Origin of the sequence: Bdellovibrio sp. HCB2-146, from assembly GCF_047345725.1 — a bacterium.
Classification (GTDB): domain Bacteria; phylum Bdellovibrionota; class Bdellovibrionia; order Bdellovibrionales; family Bdellovibrionaceae; genus Bdellovibrio.
Window position 1 is genome coordinate 975,967 of sequence record NZ_JBLEQP010000001.1, and the last position, 18,419, is coordinate 994,385.

At 45.4% G+C, this 18,419-nt stretch carries 20 protein-coding genes; 6 read left to right on the forward strand and 14 right to left on the reverse strand.

The features are described from left to right. Positions 1 to 57: 57 nt before the first annotated feature. The gene (locus ACLWOR_RS04775) at positions 58 to 807 is read left to right on the forward strand and encodes a hypothetical protein (protein ID WP_413939533.1); all 750 of its coding nucleotides are present in this window, start codon (positions 58 to 60) and stop codon (positions 805 to 807) included. A gap of 9 nt (positions 808 to 816) precedes the next feature. Here ACLWOR_RS04775 and rnk read toward each other — a convergent pair whose 3' ends face one another. The 7 genes from rnk to ACLWOR_RS04810 form a co-directional block, all read right to left on the reverse strand. After that, complete coding sequence (gene rnk, locus ACLWOR_RS04780) at positions 817 to 1,221, reverse strand: nucleoside diphosphate kinase regulator (RefSeq protein ID WP_413939534.1); 405 nt, start codon at positions 1,219 to 1,221, stop codon at positions 817 to 819. A 197-nt stretch (positions 1,222 to 1,418) separates the two neighbouring features. Next, positions 1,419 to 2,516, reverse strand: coding sequence for a ribosome small subunit-dependent GTPase A (gene rsgA / locus ACLWOR_RS04785; protein WP_413939535.1), 1,098 nt, complete (start codon positions 2,514 to 2,516; stop codon positions 1,419 to 1,421). Between the two features lie 274 nt (positions 2,517 to 2,790). Then, entirely contained in the window at positions 2,791 to 3,027 is a 237-nt protein-coding gene (locus tag ACLWOR_RS04790; RefSeq protein WP_413939536.1) for a hypothetical protein, read from the reverse strand. 216 nt (positions 3,028 to 3,243) lie between these two features. Then, positions 3,244 to 3,504 (reverse strand): hypothetical protein, encoded by a 261-nt coding sequence (locus tag ACLWOR_RS04795; protein WP_413939537.1) that lies wholly within the window; start codon positions 3,502 to 3,504, stop codon positions 3,244 to 3,246. A gap of 104 nt (positions 3,505 to 3,608) precedes the next feature. After that, complete coding sequence (locus tag ACLWOR_RS04800; RefSeq protein ID WP_413939538.1) at positions 3,609 to 4,619, reverse strand: hypothetical protein; 1,011 nt, start codon at positions 4,617 to 4,619, stop codon at positions 3,609 to 3,611. 162 nt (positions 4,620 to 4,781) lie between these two features. Further along, positions 4,782 to 5,450, reverse strand: a complete 669-nt coding sequence (locus ACLWOR_RS04805; protein WP_413939539.1) for an isochorismatase family protein — start codon at positions 5,448 to 5,450, stop codon at positions 4,782 to 4,784. Between the two features lie 122 nt (positions 5,451 to 5,572). Continuing rightward, the gene (locus ACLWOR_RS04810; RefSeq protein WP_413939540.1) at positions 5,573 to 5,956 is read right to left on the reverse strand and encodes a hypothetical protein; all 384 of its coding nucleotides are present in this window, start codon (positions 5,954 to 5,956) and stop codon (positions 5,573 to 5,575) included. A gap of 194 nt (positions 5,957 to 6,150) precedes the next feature. Here ACLWOR_RS04810 and ACLWOR_RS04815 point away from each other — a divergent pair, with 194 nt between their 5' ends. From ACLWOR_RS04815 to ACLWOR_RS04825, 3 genes are read left to right on the forward strand one after another with little or no spacing between them, the layout of a single operon-like run. After that, positions 6,151 to 7,395, forward strand: coding sequence for an NAD(P)/FAD-dependent oxidoreductase (locus ACLWOR_RS04815; protein ID WP_413939541.1), 1,245 nt, complete (start codon positions 6,151 to 6,153; stop codon positions 7,393 to 7,395). 42 nt (positions 7,396 to 7,437) lie between these two features. Continuing rightward, positions 7,438 to 7,824, forward strand: a complete 387-nt coding sequence (locus ACLWOR_RS04820) for a YbaN family protein (RefSeq protein ID WP_413939542.1) — start codon at positions 7,438 to 7,440, stop codon at positions 7,822 to 7,824. Between the two features lie 41 nt (positions 7,825 to 7,865). Further along, complete coding sequence (locus tag ACLWOR_RS04825) at positions 7,866 to 8,600, forward strand: hypothetical protein (RefSeq protein ID WP_413939543.1); 735 nt, start codon at positions 7,866 to 7,868, stop codon at positions 8,598 to 8,600. A gap of 107 nt (positions 8,601 to 8,707) precedes the next feature. On the opposite strand, the gene recA is transcribed toward ACLWOR_RS04825, so the two are convergent. From recA to ACLWOR_RS04860, 7 genes are all read right to left on the reverse strand, one after another. Further along, a complete protein-coding gene (gene recA, locus ACLWOR_RS04830) occupies positions 8,708 to 9,838 on the reverse strand; it encodes a recombinase RecA (RefSeq protein WP_413939544.1) in 1,131 nt (376 codons plus the stop codon). A 93-nt stretch (positions 9,839 to 9,931) separates the two neighbouring features. Then, positions 9,932 to 10,435 (reverse strand): CinA family protein, encoded by a 504-nt coding sequence (locus ACLWOR_RS04835; protein ID WP_413939545.1) that lies wholly within the window; start codon positions 10,433 to 10,435, stop codon positions 9,932 to 9,934. Continuing rightward, positions 10,435 to 10,914: a phosphatidylglycerophosphatase A gene (locus ACLWOR_RS04840; RefSeq protein ID WP_413939546.1), complete on the reverse strand. Its 480-nt coding sequence runs from the start codon at positions 10,912 to 10,914 to the stop codon at positions 10,435 to 10,437. Before ACLWOR_RS04840 ends, ACLWOR_RS04835 begins: the two co-directional genes overlap by 1 nt. Before the next feature lie 52 nt (positions 10,915 to 10,966). Next, positions 10,967 to 11,875, reverse strand: coding sequence for a 3D domain-containing protein (locus tag ACLWOR_RS04845; RefSeq protein WP_413939547.1), 909 nt, complete (start codon positions 11,873 to 11,875; stop codon positions 10,967 to 10,969). A gap of 115 nt (positions 11,876 to 11,990) precedes the next feature. Further along, entirely contained in the window at positions 11,991 to 12,782 is a 792-nt protein-coding gene (locus tag ACLWOR_RS04850) for a substrate-binding periplasmic protein (RefSeq protein WP_413939548.1), read from the reverse strand. Between the two features lie 56 nt (positions 12,783 to 12,838). Then, entirely contained in the window at positions 12,839 to 14,551 is a 1,713-nt protein-coding gene (locus ACLWOR_RS04855) for an AMP-binding protein (protein ID WP_413939549.1), read from the reverse strand. A 74-nt stretch (positions 14,552 to 14,625) separates the two neighbouring features. Then, a complete protein-coding gene (locus ACLWOR_RS04860) occupies positions 14,626 to 14,976 on the reverse strand; it encodes a KH domain-containing protein (RefSeq protein ID WP_413939550.1) in 351 nt (116 codons plus the stop codon). Between the two features lie 197 nt (positions 14,977 to 15,173). Here ACLWOR_RS04860 and ACLWOR_RS04865 point away from each other — a divergent pair, with 197 nt between their 5' ends. Then, a complete protein-coding gene (locus tag ACLWOR_RS04865) occupies positions 15,174 to 15,641 on the forward strand; it encodes a regulatory protein RecX (protein WP_413939551.1) in 468 nt (155 codons plus the stop codon). Beyond that, the gene (alaS, locus tag ACLWOR_RS04870) at positions 15,628 to 18,351 is read left to right on the forward strand and encodes an alanine--tRNA ligase (RefSeq protein ID WP_413939552.1); all 2,724 of its coding nucleotides are present in this window, start codon (positions 15,628 to 15,630) and stop codon (positions 18,349 to 18,351) included. Before ACLWOR_RS04865 ends, alaS begins: the two co-directional genes overlap by 14 nt. Positions 18,352 to 18,419: the final 68 nt, after the last annotated feature.

Consider the following 18,419-nt stretch of genomic DNA (forward strand, 5'->3'; position numbering starts at 1 on the left):
TTTCTTTGCGGACAAAGCGTTCAAGGCCTCCCATTAATTCGTGATATAAATGACCTCATGTTGATGAAATGCCTCGTCCTTATACTCTTTTCGTGCCTTTCAATCCGCGCGATGGCGGTTGACGGGGTTTTAGGAAACTATGTTTCTGACGCAGAAATCTATGATATCACGGCACGCTTGCCTAGGCAGGCCGAAGTAACCGGAGTAGCTGTGCGTCTGGATACACGTGATGGGATTCAATGCGGAAAGATCCGCAATTTCATCCGTCGTCACAAGCTTCGCGTTAGCAAATTTGCAGTCGATGATCTTTGCATTCCGCCATCGGCCAGTTCTCCGTACAAAGATTTAGTAGTTTTCCAAACTGAAGAAAATCAGCCCTTGCTTAATTTTATTAAAAGCGGACTGAGCATTGGAATGACTGCTTATCAATCTAAATCCTCACGTGATCCCGAGCGCGAACAGCGCCTGGAAGCCGCTGCAAGGAGTGATAGCTTTTTATTAAGTCCTATTTTCGCGGCATTCTTGTCAGAGTCAGTGACTCACTTAAGAGGTCACATTCAAGACAATGGCGGCCGCTTGGGTGATTCTAAATTTTTCGGCAGCACCATTTTGGTCATCACGAATCCAGCAGAGTCTATCAAGAATATTTTTAACGGACTTTCAAAATATAAGGCGATTAAATCTGCGGACTCTCAGCTTTTATTGCGTGATTATTCTTCAGAACTTCAAGCACCAGGACCTTACCAAAGAGGACAGGCTCCGGATTTGAATGCCCTCGAGTTCAGAATGGTATTTCATTATAAATAGGAGCTCTGATTAGAGCTCCCAATCTCCAGATGCTTCCGGCTGATATTTAATTCCTGTGACTTGCAACTGACGAAGCTCTCCATTTGGCATGGGCCATTTGATCGCTTGTCCAACACGCAAACCAAGCAAGGCCACTCCGACTGGCGCTAACACTGAAATGCATGATTTCGTAACATCGGCATCTTTGGGATACACCAAAGTGATTTCGCTCTCTTTGCCAGTTTCCATTGCAACGAATGCCACAGTGGAATTCATCGTCACCACGTCTTTAGGAATTTCTTTTTGCGGCACGAGCGTCGCACGCCCTAGCTCTTCTTCCAAGGCTGCAGCTGTTGGACTGTTGGTGTTTTGCAGTAACAAGACCAAGCGTTCGTAGTCTTGGTCTGTCACAAGTAAAGAATCATTCATGGTCATAGAAACCTCCTGATCTACAATTGTTGAATTGTTGTATGGAACTATTTGAATTTAGATAAAAGAAAACCGCGTCGGTTTTAAAAAAACCGACTTAAGAAATAAAGGCCGTCACGCGATCCAAAAATCGAGTCTTTGACAGATAAGAATGTGTGAAAAGTGATCTTTCCAACATGATTCACACATCTTAACACCTTCTCCTAAATTTCGCCACGTTCTTTTCTTTTAACTCTTACTCGCATATCCATGGTGATTTTCTTCCAGCGCTTTTTATCCTCCGCATAAAGTCTGTGATCACTGCGTCGTTCTTGATGTTTTATTTCTTTTTGCAGTTTCAAATAGCTCAGCCACCGCTCTTCCTCCAAGGCTCCGGACTGCAGTGCTTCTTGAATGGCGCATCCCGGTTCTGTCTCATGCCGACAATCTGAGAAACGACAGGACTCTGTCCAATGAACGATATCCTCAAATAACTCGCCAACACCTTCTTCCTGGTCAAAAAGCGCAAGCTCTCTCATACCCGGAGTATCCATTAACAGAGCGCCATTCTGAAGACGATAGAGCGAACGCGAGGTTGTCGTGTGACGACCACGATCATCATCTTCGCGAACTCCTTGTGTGGCGATTAAGTGTTCACCCAAAAAGAAATTCGTCAGCGTGGATTTCCCAACACCCGAAGATCCCAAAAGCACGCCTGTTTTTCCCGGCGGCAAATAAGTAAGCAAGCGTTTGCAAGTTTCTTCTTCAAAAACACTGACAGCTTCCATCGGAACTCCGATGTAGGCCTCTTCTAACTCCGACAAGATCTCCTCCGCATTTGCGACAAGATCTTTTTTACTTAAAATTAGAATCGGCGATGCGCCGCTATCGTAAGCGATACTGATATAACGATCCAACCGCTTACGATTCAGATCTTGATTGAGTGATGTGACAATAAAAATCACATCGATGTTGGCGGCAACGACTTGCGGTCGATCTGCGCCGGGATCTTTGCGATAAAAACAAGAACGCCGATCCAGGACCTTATGGATCAAAGCGCGATCCTGTTCGTCCCCCGCCTGACATAACACCCAATCACCGACAGCGGGAAACATTCCACGCAGGTGTTCTTGTTCATGCCGAAATTTCCCAGCCAATTGTGCCCAACACTCTTGCTTCACATCAGTGGCTAAGCGATAAAGTCCCTTCTCTTGCCCAATCACTCGCGCCGGGATCCAATTGTTTTTTTCTTTCTCTAGTTCCAGTTGTGTTGCAAAAAATAAGTCCCATCCCCATCTGGAGAGGTTTGAATTCGTATTCACGCGAAAACTCCCAATATAATTAATAAAAATAAATGGAAGCTCTGCTTTGAGAACTTGTGAGTCTTTAAGTTTTAAAAAATGATTTTTCTGAGACTACAAAACGCAAAGAGAGCCAGTAGTTGATTTAAAGATATTTGCAATCATCGGCCCTCCTAGGTTGATGGATAGATAGAGTCTCTCAAATTTATACGGATACGTCAATAACCACGCCCCAAAATGAAAAAAGCCACCCAAGTGGTGGCTTTCGCTCTGCAAATTAAATTTTGAACTGCGACTAGGAGGCTTGTTTCTTCTTAGCGCTTTTCTTTTTTGTTTTTGTTGCTTTCTTAGCTTTCACAGGTTGCTCTTCTGCAACCGGTGCTACAGCCGTTTCGGTTGGAATTTCCGCTGGCATATTGACCGACATTTCTGGAACTTGTGTTTCTTCTTTTTTAGGCTCTGTAGTTGAGCAAGCAGATAACGAAAATGCGAACGCAGCAGCGCAGAGCAATTGAACGAATTTCGACTTCATGAAGTCCTCCTAGTCAGACAAGAATACTGATACTTCACAGTTTCTACAGGTCCTGAGGATAAAAAGACTTTTAATCTTTTATTTCTAAATACTTAACTTCAGAAGAAGACCGGCCCTTAATCTAGAAAGGCGCATCGATTTAGCATAATTCGGCGAGGAGCGGTTTAAGTACGAAACCACTCCTCAGCCAAATTCCGGCTCGAAGCCGTGGCCGTATTAGTGCTGTCCGCCGCGTGGAGGAGGTGGAATTGGGCTGCAGAAGTAACCGCAGTGTTTGAATCTCCAAGTGCGTTTGTTCCAGCAATATTTTTTTGCTACGTTGTGTTTCTTAGGGCAAACAGGGCGGCCAGAAGAAAGGCTGTACATCGCTTCGATAACAGAACCTTCTGGAAGTTGATCAGCTGAGCTGTAAGATTCAGTAGCCATTGCACTGATCGACATCAAGCTGATTGCAGCAGCAATCACGATAGATTTCATTGAGATCTCCTTGTAAAAATCAATTGAGGAAAAAGGCTAGAAAGACCTCAATGAAGTGTCAATCGACGAATTAACAAGGAAAGCAGTTGCGTTGCGGAGGCGTTTTAAAAAACTCCCTCACAGGTGAACAAGGGAACGCGAATGACTTCAAAGACAGCGTTTCCAGCCGCAATATCTTTGGCGGTGATTGGGACCGTCGGAGAATTTCGATACTCTAATTTTTGAGTCCATTTGTAGGCCATCAACTTTAAATTTCCATGCAAGAACGCCATACCAAATCCAATTCCTTGCATCGACAATAGCAAATTGCGAATCGAGTCCGATGTTATCTCTGGGTTCACGACAAAGTGGAGAATCGCAGTCAGCCCAACAAAGGCACCTGCCACAACTAAGCTGGAATTATGCAAAGCCTCGCGTCCCAATTTTTTGAAAATATACATATTCACATCTTCAACAACTTTTAAAACCTTGGCTTTGTAGAGGATCATATCAAAACCAAAAGAGCGTGCCTTGAAACTTTCTGCTAAAGACATATAGCGATGAGCGATACTCACCAACGATTGAGTTTGTTTTTCGCTCTGAAGTTTTTCATTCCTTTCTTTAAACTGATTCATGAACTCCACTTGAAATGTGTCAGGCTTAAGGCTCTCACCGCAATTACACGCGCTAAAATAGATACCGACGTTTTTTCCCAAATGCGGATGAACATTTTCTGAAGTCAGAATCTGCGCCATCTGCGTACCCGTATAACTCATCTGATTATGCAGAAAAAACTGCCGGCGATTGCCATGACCGCCGATGAAAATCATACGCACTTGAGAGCCTTGGTAGCTGGCATCTTGTTGACTGAGTTCAGCAAGGCGCGATCCGAGTTCAGACAAATTTCCTAACTCTAAACGCACAACTTCGGGGCGCTCTTGGGGAGCGATATTGGCATTGGCTTGTTGGACGAGACTTTCAAACTCCTTCATACTGTATGAACGAGCGAGATAGTCAGATTCATTGATGTGCGGCGAATTTTGGCTGGCGTAAATAAATAAGATGAGATCCTTACCCGCATAGGACTTGAAACTAAAAAGTAGTAGCAAAAACACAAAACCTATACGTGACAACATCTCGCAACCCTTTAGGGAAACGCAATTTGTTACTCATTGGCTAGTCTTGCGACAATTAAAGCCACTAGGTTTGCGCTTCCCTCTTTAGGTCTTTCAAGAGTTCAATTTGAGTGCCTGAGTTCTCCTCAGATCTTTAAAAGCCCCCCCTCAGGGGGCTTAAGATTAATGACGTGCGGAAGGATGTTCACTGATATCGTCGCGACGAGGTACTTGTGCCTTGATTTCGTCTCCTAAAACGGTTCGACGTTCACGCAAATACCAATTAAAGATTTCGCGACCTGCGGCGGCTCTTGGAGACTTCCAATCACGGAACCATTCCGCTATAGTGGCCGCCGTTGTGCTTGTCACAGCACCGGCGTGAACCATTCTCCAGACGGCCATTTCATGTTCTACCTTGCTTTGCCCACCGACGGCATCGACGACAATCGCGACTTCGTATCCATCAGCCAACGCATCGACAACAGGAAATGCCAAACAAATCTCCGTCCACAACGCACAGAAAATCAGACGCTTTTTACCAGTCGCTTTCACAGCTTTTTGAAAGGCTTCGTCTTCCCATGCATTCATGGAGCTACGATCGATTTCTTGAACATTGGGAAGATCTGCTCTGAGAGCTTCGATGGTGGGCTTGTTCACTCCCATTTGCACACCAACGGTGCTGAGAATCACTGGAATATTAAAAGCACGTGCTCCCCTTGCCAGCGCACGCACACCTAGCTCGACAAGCGCCGGGTCGCTTGAGCGCACCTTGCTAAACATCTCAGCTTGATAATCGATAATAATAAGCGCACAGTCATCGGCATCCCACATGGGACTTTTTCTAAAGGCCATTTTTAACTCCTTGGCTATTTCACCTCAGTCCAACATTCGTGTACGGATGAGCCAAGATGTGTTTCTACAATAAAAAAACGCGGACTCTCGCCCGCGTTTTAAGATTTAACTGTGCCTTAAAATTAGTTTTGAAAACCTTCTTCAACGCAAACTGCGAGAATAAATTGACGACCCGTGAATGCGCCTGGAATGCCGTCCGGATAGACTTGTCCTTTCAAAGATTCAGTACTCCACAAAGTAAAGACATCGTAATTTCCAGATTTCAATTCGACCGGCTTCCCAGTTTGAGTTTCTTTAAGAGTCAAAACTCCTTTTTTAGAAAGCGCCACTGTATAAAACTCATCTTTCGATACCTCGCCAGCCTTCAAAATTTCTTTATCACCCACTGGTCGAGACATTCCTTTAAACAAGTGACTTCTGCTCGCAGCATAAGCCACATTACATTCAGGACCAGCATAACTTTGGGCTGAAGCGAGCAAAACTGCAGCGGCAAGAATCGATTTCATCTAGAACTCCTTTGGGAAAGGTTGGGTTTTATTTCGCGTTTTTATTAAGCAATCCCGATACCAGACCTAGCCTAAACCAATTCCAGATCAGAAGGCCTTCAGACGAAAAAATGCCCATTTACGGCACAAGAAGTGAATTTGCTTCAAAGTCCAGAGTCCTTGCTTTTGGGCACAAAACTTCATCAAATAGAGGGATGCAAAAAGAAGTCGATATTCTAGTGGTAGGGGCCGGTATTATTGGTACGGCCGTAGGTGCGGAGCTTTCTCGTCGAGGCGCCAAAGTTTGTGTCATTGATAAAGGCCAAGTGGGTAAAGGTTGTTCTTATGGAAACGCGGGTTGGATGACTCCGTGTTTTGCCATGCCACTGCCGATGCCTGGAATGTTGTTGAAATCCATGAAGTGGTTGTTGAATCCGGAAAGTCCGCTTTATATCAAACCTTCATTGTCTATTGATCTTGCGAATTGGCTTTTCCAATTTATGAAAGCGATGAATGAAGAACAAGCTCGCCGTGCGGTTGATGCCTTGGTCGTGCTTTCGCAAAAAAGTCTCACTGAATACGAAAAGCTAGGAAAGAAATATTCTGACATTCGTTTTGAGCAAAAAGGTCTTTTGATGGTGAGTCGCACTGAAGCCGGTGTCGCAGCTGCTGTCGAAGAACTTGATTATGTTAAAAACATGGGCGTCACAGGTAAAGCTTTAAACGGCGATGAAATCCTTGCGATGGAACCTGCCTTTAAAGGTCCTATGTTAGGTGGCGTTTACTTTGATAAAGAAGCGATGGGTGAGCCTTTCCGTATCGTGCAAGCCCTCGCACAAGAAATTCGCAGCCAAGGTGGTGAAATTTTAGAAAACTGCGAATTGCAGGATTTAGAAATCGCCGGTGGCAAAGTTCAATCCGTAAAAACTTCCCAAGGTGTGATCAAGGCAAAACAAGTTGTCATCGCAACTGGAAGCTGGTCAAAAGAACTCGCAAAAAAATTGCGCCTACGCGTACCGATCCTCGGCGGTAAAGGTTACGCGATGATCGTTCCGAAATTGGAAAAACAACCTCAGTACCCGATCATGATCGTTGAAAAGAAAATTGCAATCACTCCGCGCGAAAGCACTTTGCGAATCGCTGGAACTTTGGAATTAGTCGATCAAGATTTCTCAATCACCCAAAAGCGTGTCGAAACCATGAAACGTGGCGCGAGAGAGTTCTTACATTTACCTCAGGATTTACAAGTTCAAGAACTTTGGGCAGGTCTGCGTCCGTGCACTCCTGATGGTGTACCTTTGATCGGTTATCACAAAAATATTTCCAATATGATGCTTGCCGTGGGTCACCAGATGCTCGGATTGCAGAGTGGAACGGGCACGGGACTTTTGGTTGCCGACTTGCTTGAAGGCAAAACTCCGTTCGTCGACATGAAAGTTCTAGACGCCAACCGGTTTTAACGATCCAACGGAAAAGTCGGCGCGTCGCTGCTAGGGATAATCATGGATATTGTGAAAAATCGAACTCTGAGAGTTATCCTATTCTCCATTGGTGTCACCGCCCTGATCTTAGGATCTATCGGAGCGTTCCTGCCCCTGCTACCAACAACACCGTTTGTATTATTAGCAGCATGGTGCTTTATGAAAAGCTCACCGAAGGCCCATCAGTGGATCTATCAACAACCGGTTTTGGGTGATGCTTTAAGAAATTGGGAAAACAACCGTGCGATTTCTCGAAGGGCAAAGATCGTTGCCTTGGCCTCGATTCTTATTTCCGCAGTTGTGATGTGGTTTAAAGTTCCAAACCTATGGCTTAGGTTCTCAGTCTATCTATTACTCGCAACAGTTTCGATCTTTATCGCCACAAGAAATGAAGACTCGCGTCCCTAGATCCTATTGGAACTTACATCCGAGACTGCTACGATTTTGCTATGTCGAATTTAAAGGATTTTTTGCCTTATCTTACTCCGCACTCTGTGAACTGCACGAAGGTTCGCTTTGGAGAAAATTATGATGGCGGTTATGTTATCATTGATCACAACCTTGAAGATATTCGCGGAATTCTTTCTTTTGGAGTAGGTCCAACTTGCTTGTTCGAAAAGGATTTCGTTCGTAAGTATCCACGTTCTTCGGCCTACTTATTCGATCACACAATACCCGCACCAAAGGACCTTCTGGAAAAGATGCTCTTTATGCAAAAAGGGATTGGTGACCACTCAAATAAGTTCATGCAGACGTTGAATGAGTATATCGATCAGTATGTCATCCCTCATGGTGGACGTTGGATTTTAAAAATGGATATCGAAGGTGATGAATGGAATGTTCTTAACCAAGTAGACCTCCCCTCACTCTCGATGTTTGATCAGCTGATAATAGAGTTTCACCATTGGCGCGATGATCGCGACGTTTACCGAAAGGTTTACGAAAAGCTTTTCAAAAACTTCTGCGTGGTTCACGTTCACGCCAACAATCACGCACCTCTTTTGAAAGACGACTGTCACCAAATCCCCGAAGTTTTAGAGATCACATATTTGCGTAGGACTTCAAACTTGTTTTTTCAGGCCAACAAAGAGAGTTTCCCAACATCTCTCGATTTTCCAAACGACCCTACTCAACCCGATATCGAACTTAATTTTTGGCCATTCAAAACGATCGAGAAAATATAATTCCATCTATAAAAAAACCCACAACCTTCCGATTGTGGGTTTCAAATTTTTACTCAACGCGTTTCAAAAAGGTACGGTCGCAGAGCTTGCCCGTACCTCTCAGCCGCTTAGTTAAGAGCTTTTTCTTTTTTCTTTGCTTTCTTCGGTGTCTCTTCAGCTTCAACTGGTTCAGAACCTTCGTGGTCTTCGCCGCTGTTGCCTTCAGCATCGATCAACAATTTACCGATACCGTTTGCTGCCAAGATTTTTGAACGAAGATCCGTCATGTGTTGTGGATTTTCTTTCAAGAAGTTTTTAGCTTGGTCACGGCCTTGGCCCATGCGCTCGCCATTGATAGAGAACCACGCACCTGATTTTTCAACCATGCCCGCAGTCACCGCTAGATCAAGAAGGTCACCCTCTTCAGAGATACCTTCGCCGTACATCAAGTCGAATTCAACTTTAGTGAACGGAGGAGCCATTTTATTTTTCACAACTTTTACAGCTGTACGGTTACCAGTCACATCTTCGCCATTCTTAATAGCGCCAACACGGCGTACATCCAAACGAACTGAAGAGTAGAATTTCAATGCGTTACCACCAGTTGTTGTTTCTGGGTTACCGAACATCACACCGATTTTCATACGGATTTGGTTGATGAAGATAACCAATGTGTTTGAACGGTTGATAGCCGCAGTCAACTTACGAAGAGCTTGAGACATCAAGCGAGCTTGAAGACCTACGTGAGAATCACCCATGTCGCCTTCGATCTCTGCACGAGGAACCAATGCGGCTACTGAGTCGACAACCAATACGTCGATTGCGCCAGAGCGAACAAGTGTTTCAGTGATTTCCAAAGCTTGCTCACCCGTGTCTGGTTGAGAGATCAAAAGATCTTCTGTGTTCACACCCAATTTGCGAGCGTAGTTAATATCCAAAGCGTGTTCCGCGTCGACGAAAGCAACAACGCCACCTTTTTTCTGAGCTTGAGCGATAACAGACAAGCAAAGAGTTGTTTTACCAGAAGACTCAGGACCATAGATTTCAACGATACGACCTTTTGGAAGACCACCGATACCCAAAGCGATATCCAAGCTCAATGCGCCTGTGCTGATCGCTTCTACGTCTTTAACCAATTTCTCGTTCGCACCCAAACGCATGATGGAACCTTTACCGAATTGTTTTTCGATAGAAGAAACCGCCAGCTCAAGGGCTTTGATTTTTTCGTTGTTTGCTTTATCTACAGATGGGTTTGCCATTTGTTGTTCCTTTTCCCGTAACCACTCGGTTACGCGCTTTTATAATTGTTGTGTTCTTTTCCGCAGGGCTTTCGCCACACGGGGCCTTTTTTCCTATCGAGATTTCTGCGCACTTGTGGAACGCACAACTGCACACAACCAATCAACGGCATAGTCGACACTTGCTTGCTGAACGGACTTACGATCTCCCGAAAAGTGTTCTTTTCGTGAGTCTTCAAAGCCCGGACCAGCGATGGCAAGGCATACAGTGCCCACCGGCTTCTCCGGAGTTCCACCACTCGGACCAGCGATCCCAGTAATGGCCACCGACCATTCGGTTTTTAATTGGCGACGCACTCCGTGCGCCATTTGACGAGCGACTGACTCGCTCACCGCACCCTCTTGCATGAGAGTGTCTCGACGGACCCCCAGAAGATCCACCTTCGCCTCGTTAGAGTATGAAACCACAGAGCCTAAAAATATGTCGGACACGCCTGCTTGCTCTGTTAAAAAAGCCGAAAGTGCACCTCCAGTACAACTTTCCGCAAAACCCACTGTGAGTTTTTGGTCGCGAAGGGATCGAATGAGTTCTTGGAGTTTCTCGTCTCTGACGGCCATTAAAAAACAACCACCTGAGACCCTAGCACATTCGTGTAGGTGTAAAGAGCTTGCATGATCATACTGACAACGATACCCGCTGCCACGTCATCGACCATGACCCCAAGACCCCCTTGGATCTTCTTATCTAAATATCCTATGAATAAAGGCTTTGTAATGTCCAGCAATCTGAACAGGACAAATCCGATTAGAATGGCCTGCCATGTCAAAGGCAGCCAAACCATGGCGATCAGATAGCCTAAAACCTCATCAATCACGATCTCTTTGTGATCATGACCACCTTTATCTTGTTCGTAGACTTCGGCCGCAAGAATTCCGACAGGGAGCAGCAAAATGATAGCCGCCATGTAAAAGAAAACCCCGAGGTAATTCAAAAGAAGAACCAGAGGAATTGTCGCGATGGTCGCAACCGTCCCCGGAGCCTTTGGAGAAAGGCCCACACCGAAGAAGGTTGCTAAGAGTTTTAGGAAATTTCTCATCCCTTTTGAGTTAAAGGGAAGTCAGGAGAGTTGCAATCGCAAATGACTAGCGTCAATGCTCAATAATTTCTTCCGGCAATTTAGGGAAGTTGCGTTCTTCACGAATCATCTCGGCACGGTCACCTTTGATTCTGTAGTATTCAAAACGCTTGGTTTTTGCCGTTAAGCCGATTTTCTTAAATGGATTTTCGTCATCTCTCCAGCTGATATGACCAGAGTAAAAGTCGAAACGACCGCGGCCTTTAATAGCGCGACCCGTGTCGCGAACAATAAAGTAACCCGTATGTTGAGATCCATCTGGCAATTCCAAACCTACAACCGCAGGAACATAAATCACGTCACCCGGTTTATAGATCGAAAGATCTGCCGCAATTGTATAGAACGGATCCAAGCAAGATGCCTTCACACCAAAACCGAAGCGGCATGTTTCTTTTGAGATATCAAAGAAACGGTCCACGCCATCGCGCTCGCCTACGATATTAAATGTTTTCATCTTACCTTTTTGAACAATCGCACAAGAACCTTGCAAACGGCAGGCAGCGCGCGTGCTTTCACACACCGTCATCATGATTTTGCCTTTGTCGTCGCGGATTCTCCACTCAGGAGTACATTTCTTTTTGTCTTCGTTGATAACTGGGAAATAATAAACTGTCGGCTTCAAGCTGCCTTTACCAGAAATGTCTTTTTCACTTGGTGGAAGATCCACTTCATCACCTGGCTCTTCATCTTCAGCTTGATTGTCTGTTTTATCATCTGTTTGGTGAGATGGAGCTTCCGGTTCATCTTGCTCAACGACCGTCGTAGTCGTGCCGCCTTCTGAAGACATATATTCAGATTGAATTTGACCGTCGTTGTCAGCCTCAACCGTACCTTGGCTTGCCACAGGAGTGAATTGATTCCCGGAACACCCAAGAGCTACGTTTAAAACTAAAATTGAAAGTATTAATATCCGACTTGCCACTGATCCTCCAAGAACGAGCCCAATATATCGTGGAATCGCCGGAAGCAGGGGCTTTTATGAAAGCTCTGAAAAAGAGTGAACAACTGTACAAAATAATGTCACTTCAGATCTCAGATCAATTATATCGCTTTAGATCCGCGGCTGGAACGTACTTACCTAAAATCGACCTCACAGTTCCATCAGCCCTCATCTCATCGATCACTTTCTTTAGCTGTGTGCTTTCCTCTTTTGAGAACCTTCTTTTGGAAATATAGATGCCGATATCAAGAACCGTTTTGGGATCGTCGATTGCTTCAAAATCATTACTGAACCCAGGCTTCGCCTGTAAGTTGCGCAAAAAAAGAGGCGTGATAAACACTCCCTGCACACGTCCTGTTGCTAAAAGTTGAAATACGCCTTCAGCGGTAGAGGATTGGACGATGCGATTTTCTTTACTGAGTTTTTCAAACTCCCGAGGCTGGAAGAACATAACGGCGCCAATCAAATTTCCAAACTTAAACTTGGAATCTTGGAGGTAATCGCCAAGGGCGCCCTTTTTTCTGTAAGCGGATTTTTTAACTAATAAAACTCGCTCTGACGAAAAGACAACTTTGTGCTCTGCAAATTCGAGCCAATCTGAATTGATGTACGTAAATGCGAACAGATCCAAACGTTGCCCCTTGAATTCTTCTAGGGCACGGACATAGTTAAGAGGCACCTCCTGAAAAGGACAGCCTAATCTTTTGCGAATTTCTGTTAAGAGATCTGGAACCAGCCCCGTCGCCTGAACTCGGGGCGCTTTCGTATAATAAGGCGAATCTTTCAGAACACCGACAGTATAGGTACGAACACATGCCGCCCCACTCTGTGAAGGACACAAGAAAGCCATTAAAACCAAAAGTACCGAAACTTTCATATGATTCATCATGACTTGTTTCGTAGTGAAGTACAAAGTCCCGTAAAACAATTCAACGAAGGTCTAAATCACGGTAAATCCTGCGCCCAAATTTCCGGAAGCGTTGCTTTGAAATCTTCTTCCCAAAATTCGTACGGGGATTTTTCCTGCGTGGTTATTTTGCGTTTTTCACGCAGCTGCAATTCCAGTCGACGAATCTTTCCCGAAGACGTCTTCGGTAAATCTGCAAATTCCACCCGACGAATACGCTTGAAAGGCGCCAGTTTGGTACGCGAATGGGTCATAATTGAAAGCGCAATGTCTTTTGTCGGTTCAAAACCTTTTGCCAAAAATACAACGGCCTTTGGCACATTTAACCGCAAAGCATCCGGGCTTGGAATCACCGCTACCTCGCGAATCGCAGGGTGTTCGAGCAAAACACTTTCAAGTTCAAATGGGCTGATTCGATAATCTGAACATTTAAATATCTCATCCACTCGACCGACAAAAGTTATGTAACCATCCTCATCCAAGGCACCAACGTCGCTCGTATGATAATATTCTTTCTGTAAATTCGGAGTTTCTGTCGTTTGTTCTTTATATCCCGACATCAAACCTAATGCTTTGTACGAAAGATCCACGCAAATCTCTCCCTCAGGACTGACATCGCCTTCCCGATTTAAAAGTTTAATTCGATAGCCGGGCAATGGACGTCCCACCGAGTTTTCTTTGATACGTTGTCCTGGGGAATTTCCAATAAGAGCTGTGGTCTCTGTTTGCCCGTATCCGTCGCGAATAGGCACGCCCCACGCATTTTCAATCTTTTGCAAGAGCGCCGCCTCCAGTGGTTCTCCCGCACTGACTAATTCGCGGAAAGACATCTTATATTGCGCGACGTCTTCAGCTGCAAACATACGCCATACTGTCGGTGGCGCACAAAGACTTGTGACTTTATACTTCTCAAGGGTTTGTAAAACTTGTTTTGCATCAAAGCGAGCTTCTTTAAAAATGAACACCGTTGCTTCGGCATTCCACGGGGCAAAGAAATTACTCCACATATGTTTGGCCCAACCAGAGGAGCTGATATTCATGTGAACATCACCCGGTCTTAAACCGATCCAATACATGGTTGATAGGTGACCGACCGGATAACTTTGATGAGTGTGTTCGACCAGTTTAGGTTTCGCCGTTGTTCCTGAAGTGAAATATAAAAGTAACGGGTCGGTTGCTTTTGTTATTTCAGTCGGAACGAAGTCGATACTTTCTTGCGTGGCTTCGGCATAGTCGCTCCAGTCACCATGAGCTCCATCTACAACCACCTTCGCAATTCCTGTCGCCGTAATATTAAAGCGCGAGGCATCTTGTTTGGTGGTGACAATGGCACGAATACTACCGCGAATTAAGCGATCTTCCAACTCTTCAGCAGAAAGCAGTGAGCTCGTCGGAACCACAATGGCACCCACTTTCATCGAAGCTAAAAGCACTTCCCACTGAGCGACATCATTCCCCACCATCAATAGCAAGTGATCGCCTTTTTTCACTCCAAGCTTGCGGAGATAATTGGCAACTTGATTGCTTCGCTGTGAGAGCTCTAAGAATGAATAGCGTTCTTCTTTGCCAGATTCATCGACTAACCACAGAGCCGTTTTAACATTCTCTGCCGCCATTTCGTCAAAGTAATCCAGTGCCCAATTGAAGTTCTCCAATTCGGGCCAACGAAAATTGTTATAGGCGTATTCATAGTCTGCACGGTGCAGAATTAGGAAATCTCGGGCTTGTTCGAATTCACTGCGAAAACTCATCAGACCTCCTGCGCTCAGGCTAACCCATTAAGGCTAGCACTTCAGCGAACGACAGCCGATCTGTGTTTTAGCACCTATTCGTCGAATTGATCTTTACTTGACGGAGCGAGATACGGAATTTCCACAATGGCGCGGATCCCTTGTCGAGCCATGGCTGCTGCCACAACTGCACGAAGACCGGAAATATTCTTACCTTTGCTCCCGATGAGCTGACCAAGACTTTCTGGGTGACAGTCGATTTTGTAAATCGTTGTTCTTTCCCCAACTGTGTATTCTACTTTTGTACTTTCAGGGCGATCGATCATTAGGTTCAAAACCGCTAATATCATCTGTTTTCCTGCTTCACGTACTGATTCGTCATTTGCATCTCCCCCAGATCGTCTGGGGGCGACTTTTATGACTTTAACATCGCCATTAGTCCCCATAATCACCTTTCGGTTTTGTAACCTTTGTATGCTTTTTCGGCGCCTACACTACTTTTCTAAAGGAGGAGGGCTCAGGTTGGTACTGGAGGAAGGGCCAAAATCTATCACCGAAGCAAGGAATGCGACGAAGGCCCGGGATGCGCTTCATGTCATGTCGCATTGTTCTTTTCTGAAAATCAGGCTAAAAACCATAACTTATGTCTGAAGAAAAAAAGCTCGGATCTTCCCCACGAAATTTAGCAAAAAGAAAGGTTATGGACCTTTTGAGCCGTCGGGATCATTCAGAACAAGAGTTGCGAATAAAACTTCGTGATAAATTCTCTGAAGTTGAAGATTCCGACAACGTGATCGATGAAGCCATCGAGTTCGCGAAAGACAGCAAATGGTTAGGTGATCCTCAAGAACTCTCTTATCGCATGGCAGACATGCTTCACCGTCGAAATAAGGGGATCATTTACATCAACAACTACCTCCGCGAAAAAGGTCTCCCAGCCGTTGAGACCGATCGCGCTTTGGAGCTTGAAAAGGCTCTTACGATTGTCAAAAATAAGTACGATGAAAATTATGAATTCAGCCGTGAGGAGCAAGCCCGTGTGGGTCGGCTTCTCGCCAGCCGCGGATTCGATAGCGAGACTGTAAGAAAGGTCCTGTATGAAAAGCTCTGAGATTAGAAAAGCCTTTATCGACTATTTCAAAAGAAATGGTCACACCCATGTGGCTTCTTCTTCCTTGATTCCTGAAAATGATCCGACGTTGCTTTTTGCAAACGCGGGTATGAATCAATTTAAAAATACTTTCCTTGGTCTTGAGAACCGCGACTACACTCGCGCCGTTACCGCGCAAAAGTGTGTGCGTGCTGGTGGTAAGCACAATGACTTGGAAAACGTGGGCTTCACAGCTCGTCACCATACATTCTTTGAAATGTTGGGGAACTTTTCTTTCGGCGATTACTTCAAGAAAGACGCGATTCACTTTGCTTGGGAATTTTTGACGAAAGACTTGAAAATTCCAAAAGAGAAACTTTATGTGACAGTTCACATCTCCGACGATGAAGCTGCCGATATCTGGCACAACCAAGAAGGTATTCCACGCGAGCGCATCTTCCGCTTCGACAAAGACAACTTCTGGAAAATGGGCGACACAGGTCCTTGCGGTCCTTGTACAGAAATTTTCTACGATCACGGTCCTAAAGCTGGCACCATCGACGATCCTTACAAAGGCATTGCCGCTGGTGAAGATCGCTTCGTTGAAATCTGGAACTTGGTTTTCATGCAATACTTTGAAAATCCACCCGGCACGCTGACTCCATTGCCAAAACCATCTGTCGATACAGGTGGCGGCCTGGAGCGCATGACCGCGGCTATGCAAGGTGTGTTTAATAACTACGACACTGATCTCTTTAAACCAATGATTGATCTGGCTTGCAAAATCGGCGGCTTGCAATACATCTCGGACAAAGAAGTTCTAGCGAAAAATCCAGCAGCCGCTGAAATCACTTCAGCTCTTCGTGTTTTGGCTGACCACTGCCGCTCAACGAGCTTCTTGATCGCAGACGGTGCTTTGCCATCAAACGAAGGCCGTGGTTACGTTCTTCGCCGTATCATGCGACGTGCGATTCGTTATGGTCGCAAGCTGTCTGCTGATAAATCATTCCTACCGGGCATGGCCGAAGCATTGATCGAAAGCATGGGCGATATTTATCCTGAATTAAAAACTCGCCGCGATCATATCTTGAACACGATCCGTGACGAAGAAGATCGCTTCTTGTCGACATTGGACAATGGAACTCATATCTTGATGGATGAGTTGAAAAAGGCCAAAGCTCAAGGTCAGAAGACTCTTTCGGGCGAATTGGTTTTCCGCATGTACGATACTTACGGCTTCCCTGCTGACCTCACTCGCGTGATCGCGAATGAACAAGGCATCGAAGTGAACGAAGAAGAATTTGAAAAGCAAATGGAAGACAACCGCAATAAATCAAAAGCATCCTGGAAAGGAAAAGCTTTGGGTGCGGATGAACAACATATTATCAAAATCGGCAAAGATTATGCTGGTGCTGGTAAGAAAGTTGTCTTCACTGGTTATGACACTTTCATTGACGATGCAAAAATCGAAGTCTTGTCTGACGGTCACAAAGTTGTGACGTCGTTGAAACAAGACGAAACAGGTTTGATCATTCTGGATCGCACAACACTTTATGGTGAAGGTGGCGGTCAAGCCGGTGACCAAGGTTACATCTTGGCAGGCACAAGCCGCGCTCGCGTTGTTAACACAACAAAGATCGACGATGTCATCATCCACCACGTACAAATTGAGCACGGTGAATTTAAAACAGGCGCTGCTGTTACAACAGGTGTTGATCCAGTCGAACGCCGTAACACAGCTGCAAATCACTCCGCGACTCACTTGCTTCACGCTGCTCTACGCAAAGTTTTGGGCACACATGTGACTCAGGCGGGCTCGTTGGTGGATTCACAAAAAACTCGTTTTGACTTCACTCACAACAAACCGTTGTCATCTGAAGAAATCAAAAAAATCGAAGACATGGTGAACGAACAAATTGCTCTTGGAAATCCAGTGAAAGCTGAAGTCATGAGCCATAAAGAAGCTATCGCCAAAGGCGCGATGGCTTTGTTCGGTGAGAAATACGGCGACCAAGTTCGTGTTTTGACAATGGGCGATTTCTCGACAGAGCTTTGCGGTGGTACGCATGTGACCAATACTTCGCAAATCCGCATGTTCAAAATCGTTTCTGAAGCGGGCGTCAGCGCTGGTGTTCGCCGCGTAGAAGCGATCACAGGTGACGGTGCTGTTCGTTATGCAATGAACGCCATTGCTCACTTTGACGAAGCTTTGGCAGCGGCTGGCTTCCAAAAAAGCCCGCACTATTTGAAGCATTTGGAAACAACAGGTGAAACAGCGACATTGGCAAATCGTCTTGAAGCGATGAAAGACCAAGTGAAAAACTTGGAAAAAGAAATCAAAAAGCTTCAAGGTGGCCAAGTGAATGTTGATGACCTAGCAGCAAAAGCACAAAGCTTTAAAACTAAATCTGGCGGCGCTGGAAAGCTTGTTCTTGCGGACCTTCCACTTGATGACCGTCAAGTTTTGTCTGAAGTAACGGATCACTTGAAAAATAAAATTCAATCAGGCGTTGTTGTGGTGGTTGGACAAGGTGACCAATCTCACCCTATCATCGTGAGCGTCTCTAAAGATCTCACTGGCGATGTGAAAGCCGGCGATCTTCTAAAAGAGGTTGCAGCGCTTATGGGTGGTAAAGGTGGCGGTCGCCCTGACTTCGCTCAAGGTGCAGCTCCGGACCGTGGACAGCTCAATGCGGCCTTCACAAAGGTTCGCTCGCAGTTGGGCGTCTAATCGCTCTCAAACTAAAAATAAAAAAGGCCTTCCATGTGGAGGCCTTTTTTATTGCCAATGTTCTTGCT

What these genes read in the sequence shown, in the direction of transcription:
- ACLWOR_RS04775 (WP_413939533.1), top strand. Translation starts at nt 58, where the DNA reads ATGTTGATGAAATGCCTCGTCCTTATACTCTTTTCGTGCCTTTCAATC.
- rnk (WP_413939534.1), bottom strand. Translation starts at nt 1,221, where the DNA reads ATGACCATGAATGATTCTTTACTTGTGACAGACCAAGACTACGAACGC.
- ACLWOR_RS04790 (WP_413939536.1), bottom strand. Translation starts at nt 3,027, where the DNA reads ATGAAGTCGAAATTCGTTCAATTGCTCTGCGCTGCTGCGTTCGCATTT.
- ACLWOR_RS04795 (WP_413939537.1), bottom strand. Translation starts at nt 3,504, where the DNA reads ATGAAATCTATCGTGATTGCTGCTGCAATCAGCTTGATGTCGATCAGT.
- ACLWOR_RS04800 (WP_413939538.1), bottom strand. Translation starts at nt 4,619, where the DNA reads ATGTTGTCACGTATAGGTTTTGTGTTTTTGCTACTACTTTTTAGTTTC.
- ACLWOR_RS04805 (WP_413939539.1), bottom strand. Translation starts at nt 5,450, where the DNA reads ATGGCCTTTAGAAAAAGTCCCATGTGGGATGCCGATGACTGTGCGCTT.
- ACLWOR_RS04810 (WP_413939540.1), bottom strand. Translation starts at nt 5,956, where the DNA reads ATGAAATCGATTCTTGCCGCTGCAGTTTTGCTCGCTTCAGCCCAAAGT.
- ACLWOR_RS04815 (WP_413939541.1), top strand. Translation starts at nt 6,151, where the DNA reads ATGCAAAAAGAAGTCGATATTCTAGTGGTAGGGGCCGGTATTATTGGT.
- ACLWOR_RS04820 (WP_413939542.1), top strand. Translation starts at nt 7,438, where the DNA reads ATGGATATTGTGAAAAATCGAACTCTGAGAGTTATCCTATTCTCCATT.
- ACLWOR_RS04825 (WP_413939543.1), top strand. Translation starts at nt 7,866, where the DNA reads ATGTCGAATTTAAAGGATTTTTTGCCTTATCTTACTCCGCACTCTGTG.
- recA (WP_413939544.1), bottom strand. Translation starts at nt 9,838, where the DNA reads ATGGCAAACCCATCTGTAGATAAAGCAAACAACGAAAAAATCAAAGCC.
- ACLWOR_RS04835 (WP_413939545.1), bottom strand. Translation starts at nt 10,435, where the DNA reads ATGGCCGTCAGAGACGAGAAACTCCAAGAACTCATTCGATCCCTTCGC.
- ACLWOR_RS04840 (WP_413939546.1), bottom strand. Translation starts at nt 10,914, where the DNA reads ATGAGAAATTTCCTAAAACTCTTAGCAACCTTCTTCGGTGTGGGCCTT.
- ACLWOR_RS04850 (WP_413939548.1), bottom strand. Translation starts at nt 12,782, where the DNA reads ATGATGAATCATATGAAAGTTTCGGTACTTTTGGTTTTAATGGCTTTC.
- ACLWOR_RS04855 (WP_413939549.1), bottom strand. Translation starts at nt 14,551, where the DNA reads ATGAGTTTTCGCAGTGAATTCGAACAAGCCCGAGATTTCCTAATTCTG.
- ACLWOR_RS04860 (WP_413939550.1), bottom strand. Translation starts at nt 14,976, where the DNA reads ATGGGGACTAATGGCGATGTTAAAGTCATAAAAGTCGCCCCCAGACGA.
- ACLWOR_RS04865 (WP_413939551.1), top strand. Translation starts at nt 15,174, where the DNA reads ATGTCTGAAGAAAAAAAGCTCGGATCTTCCCCACGAAATTTAGCAAAA.
- alaS (WP_413939552.1), top strand. Translation starts at nt 15,628, where the DNA reads ATGAAAAGCTCTGAGATTAGAAAAGCCTTTATCGACTATTTCAAAAGA.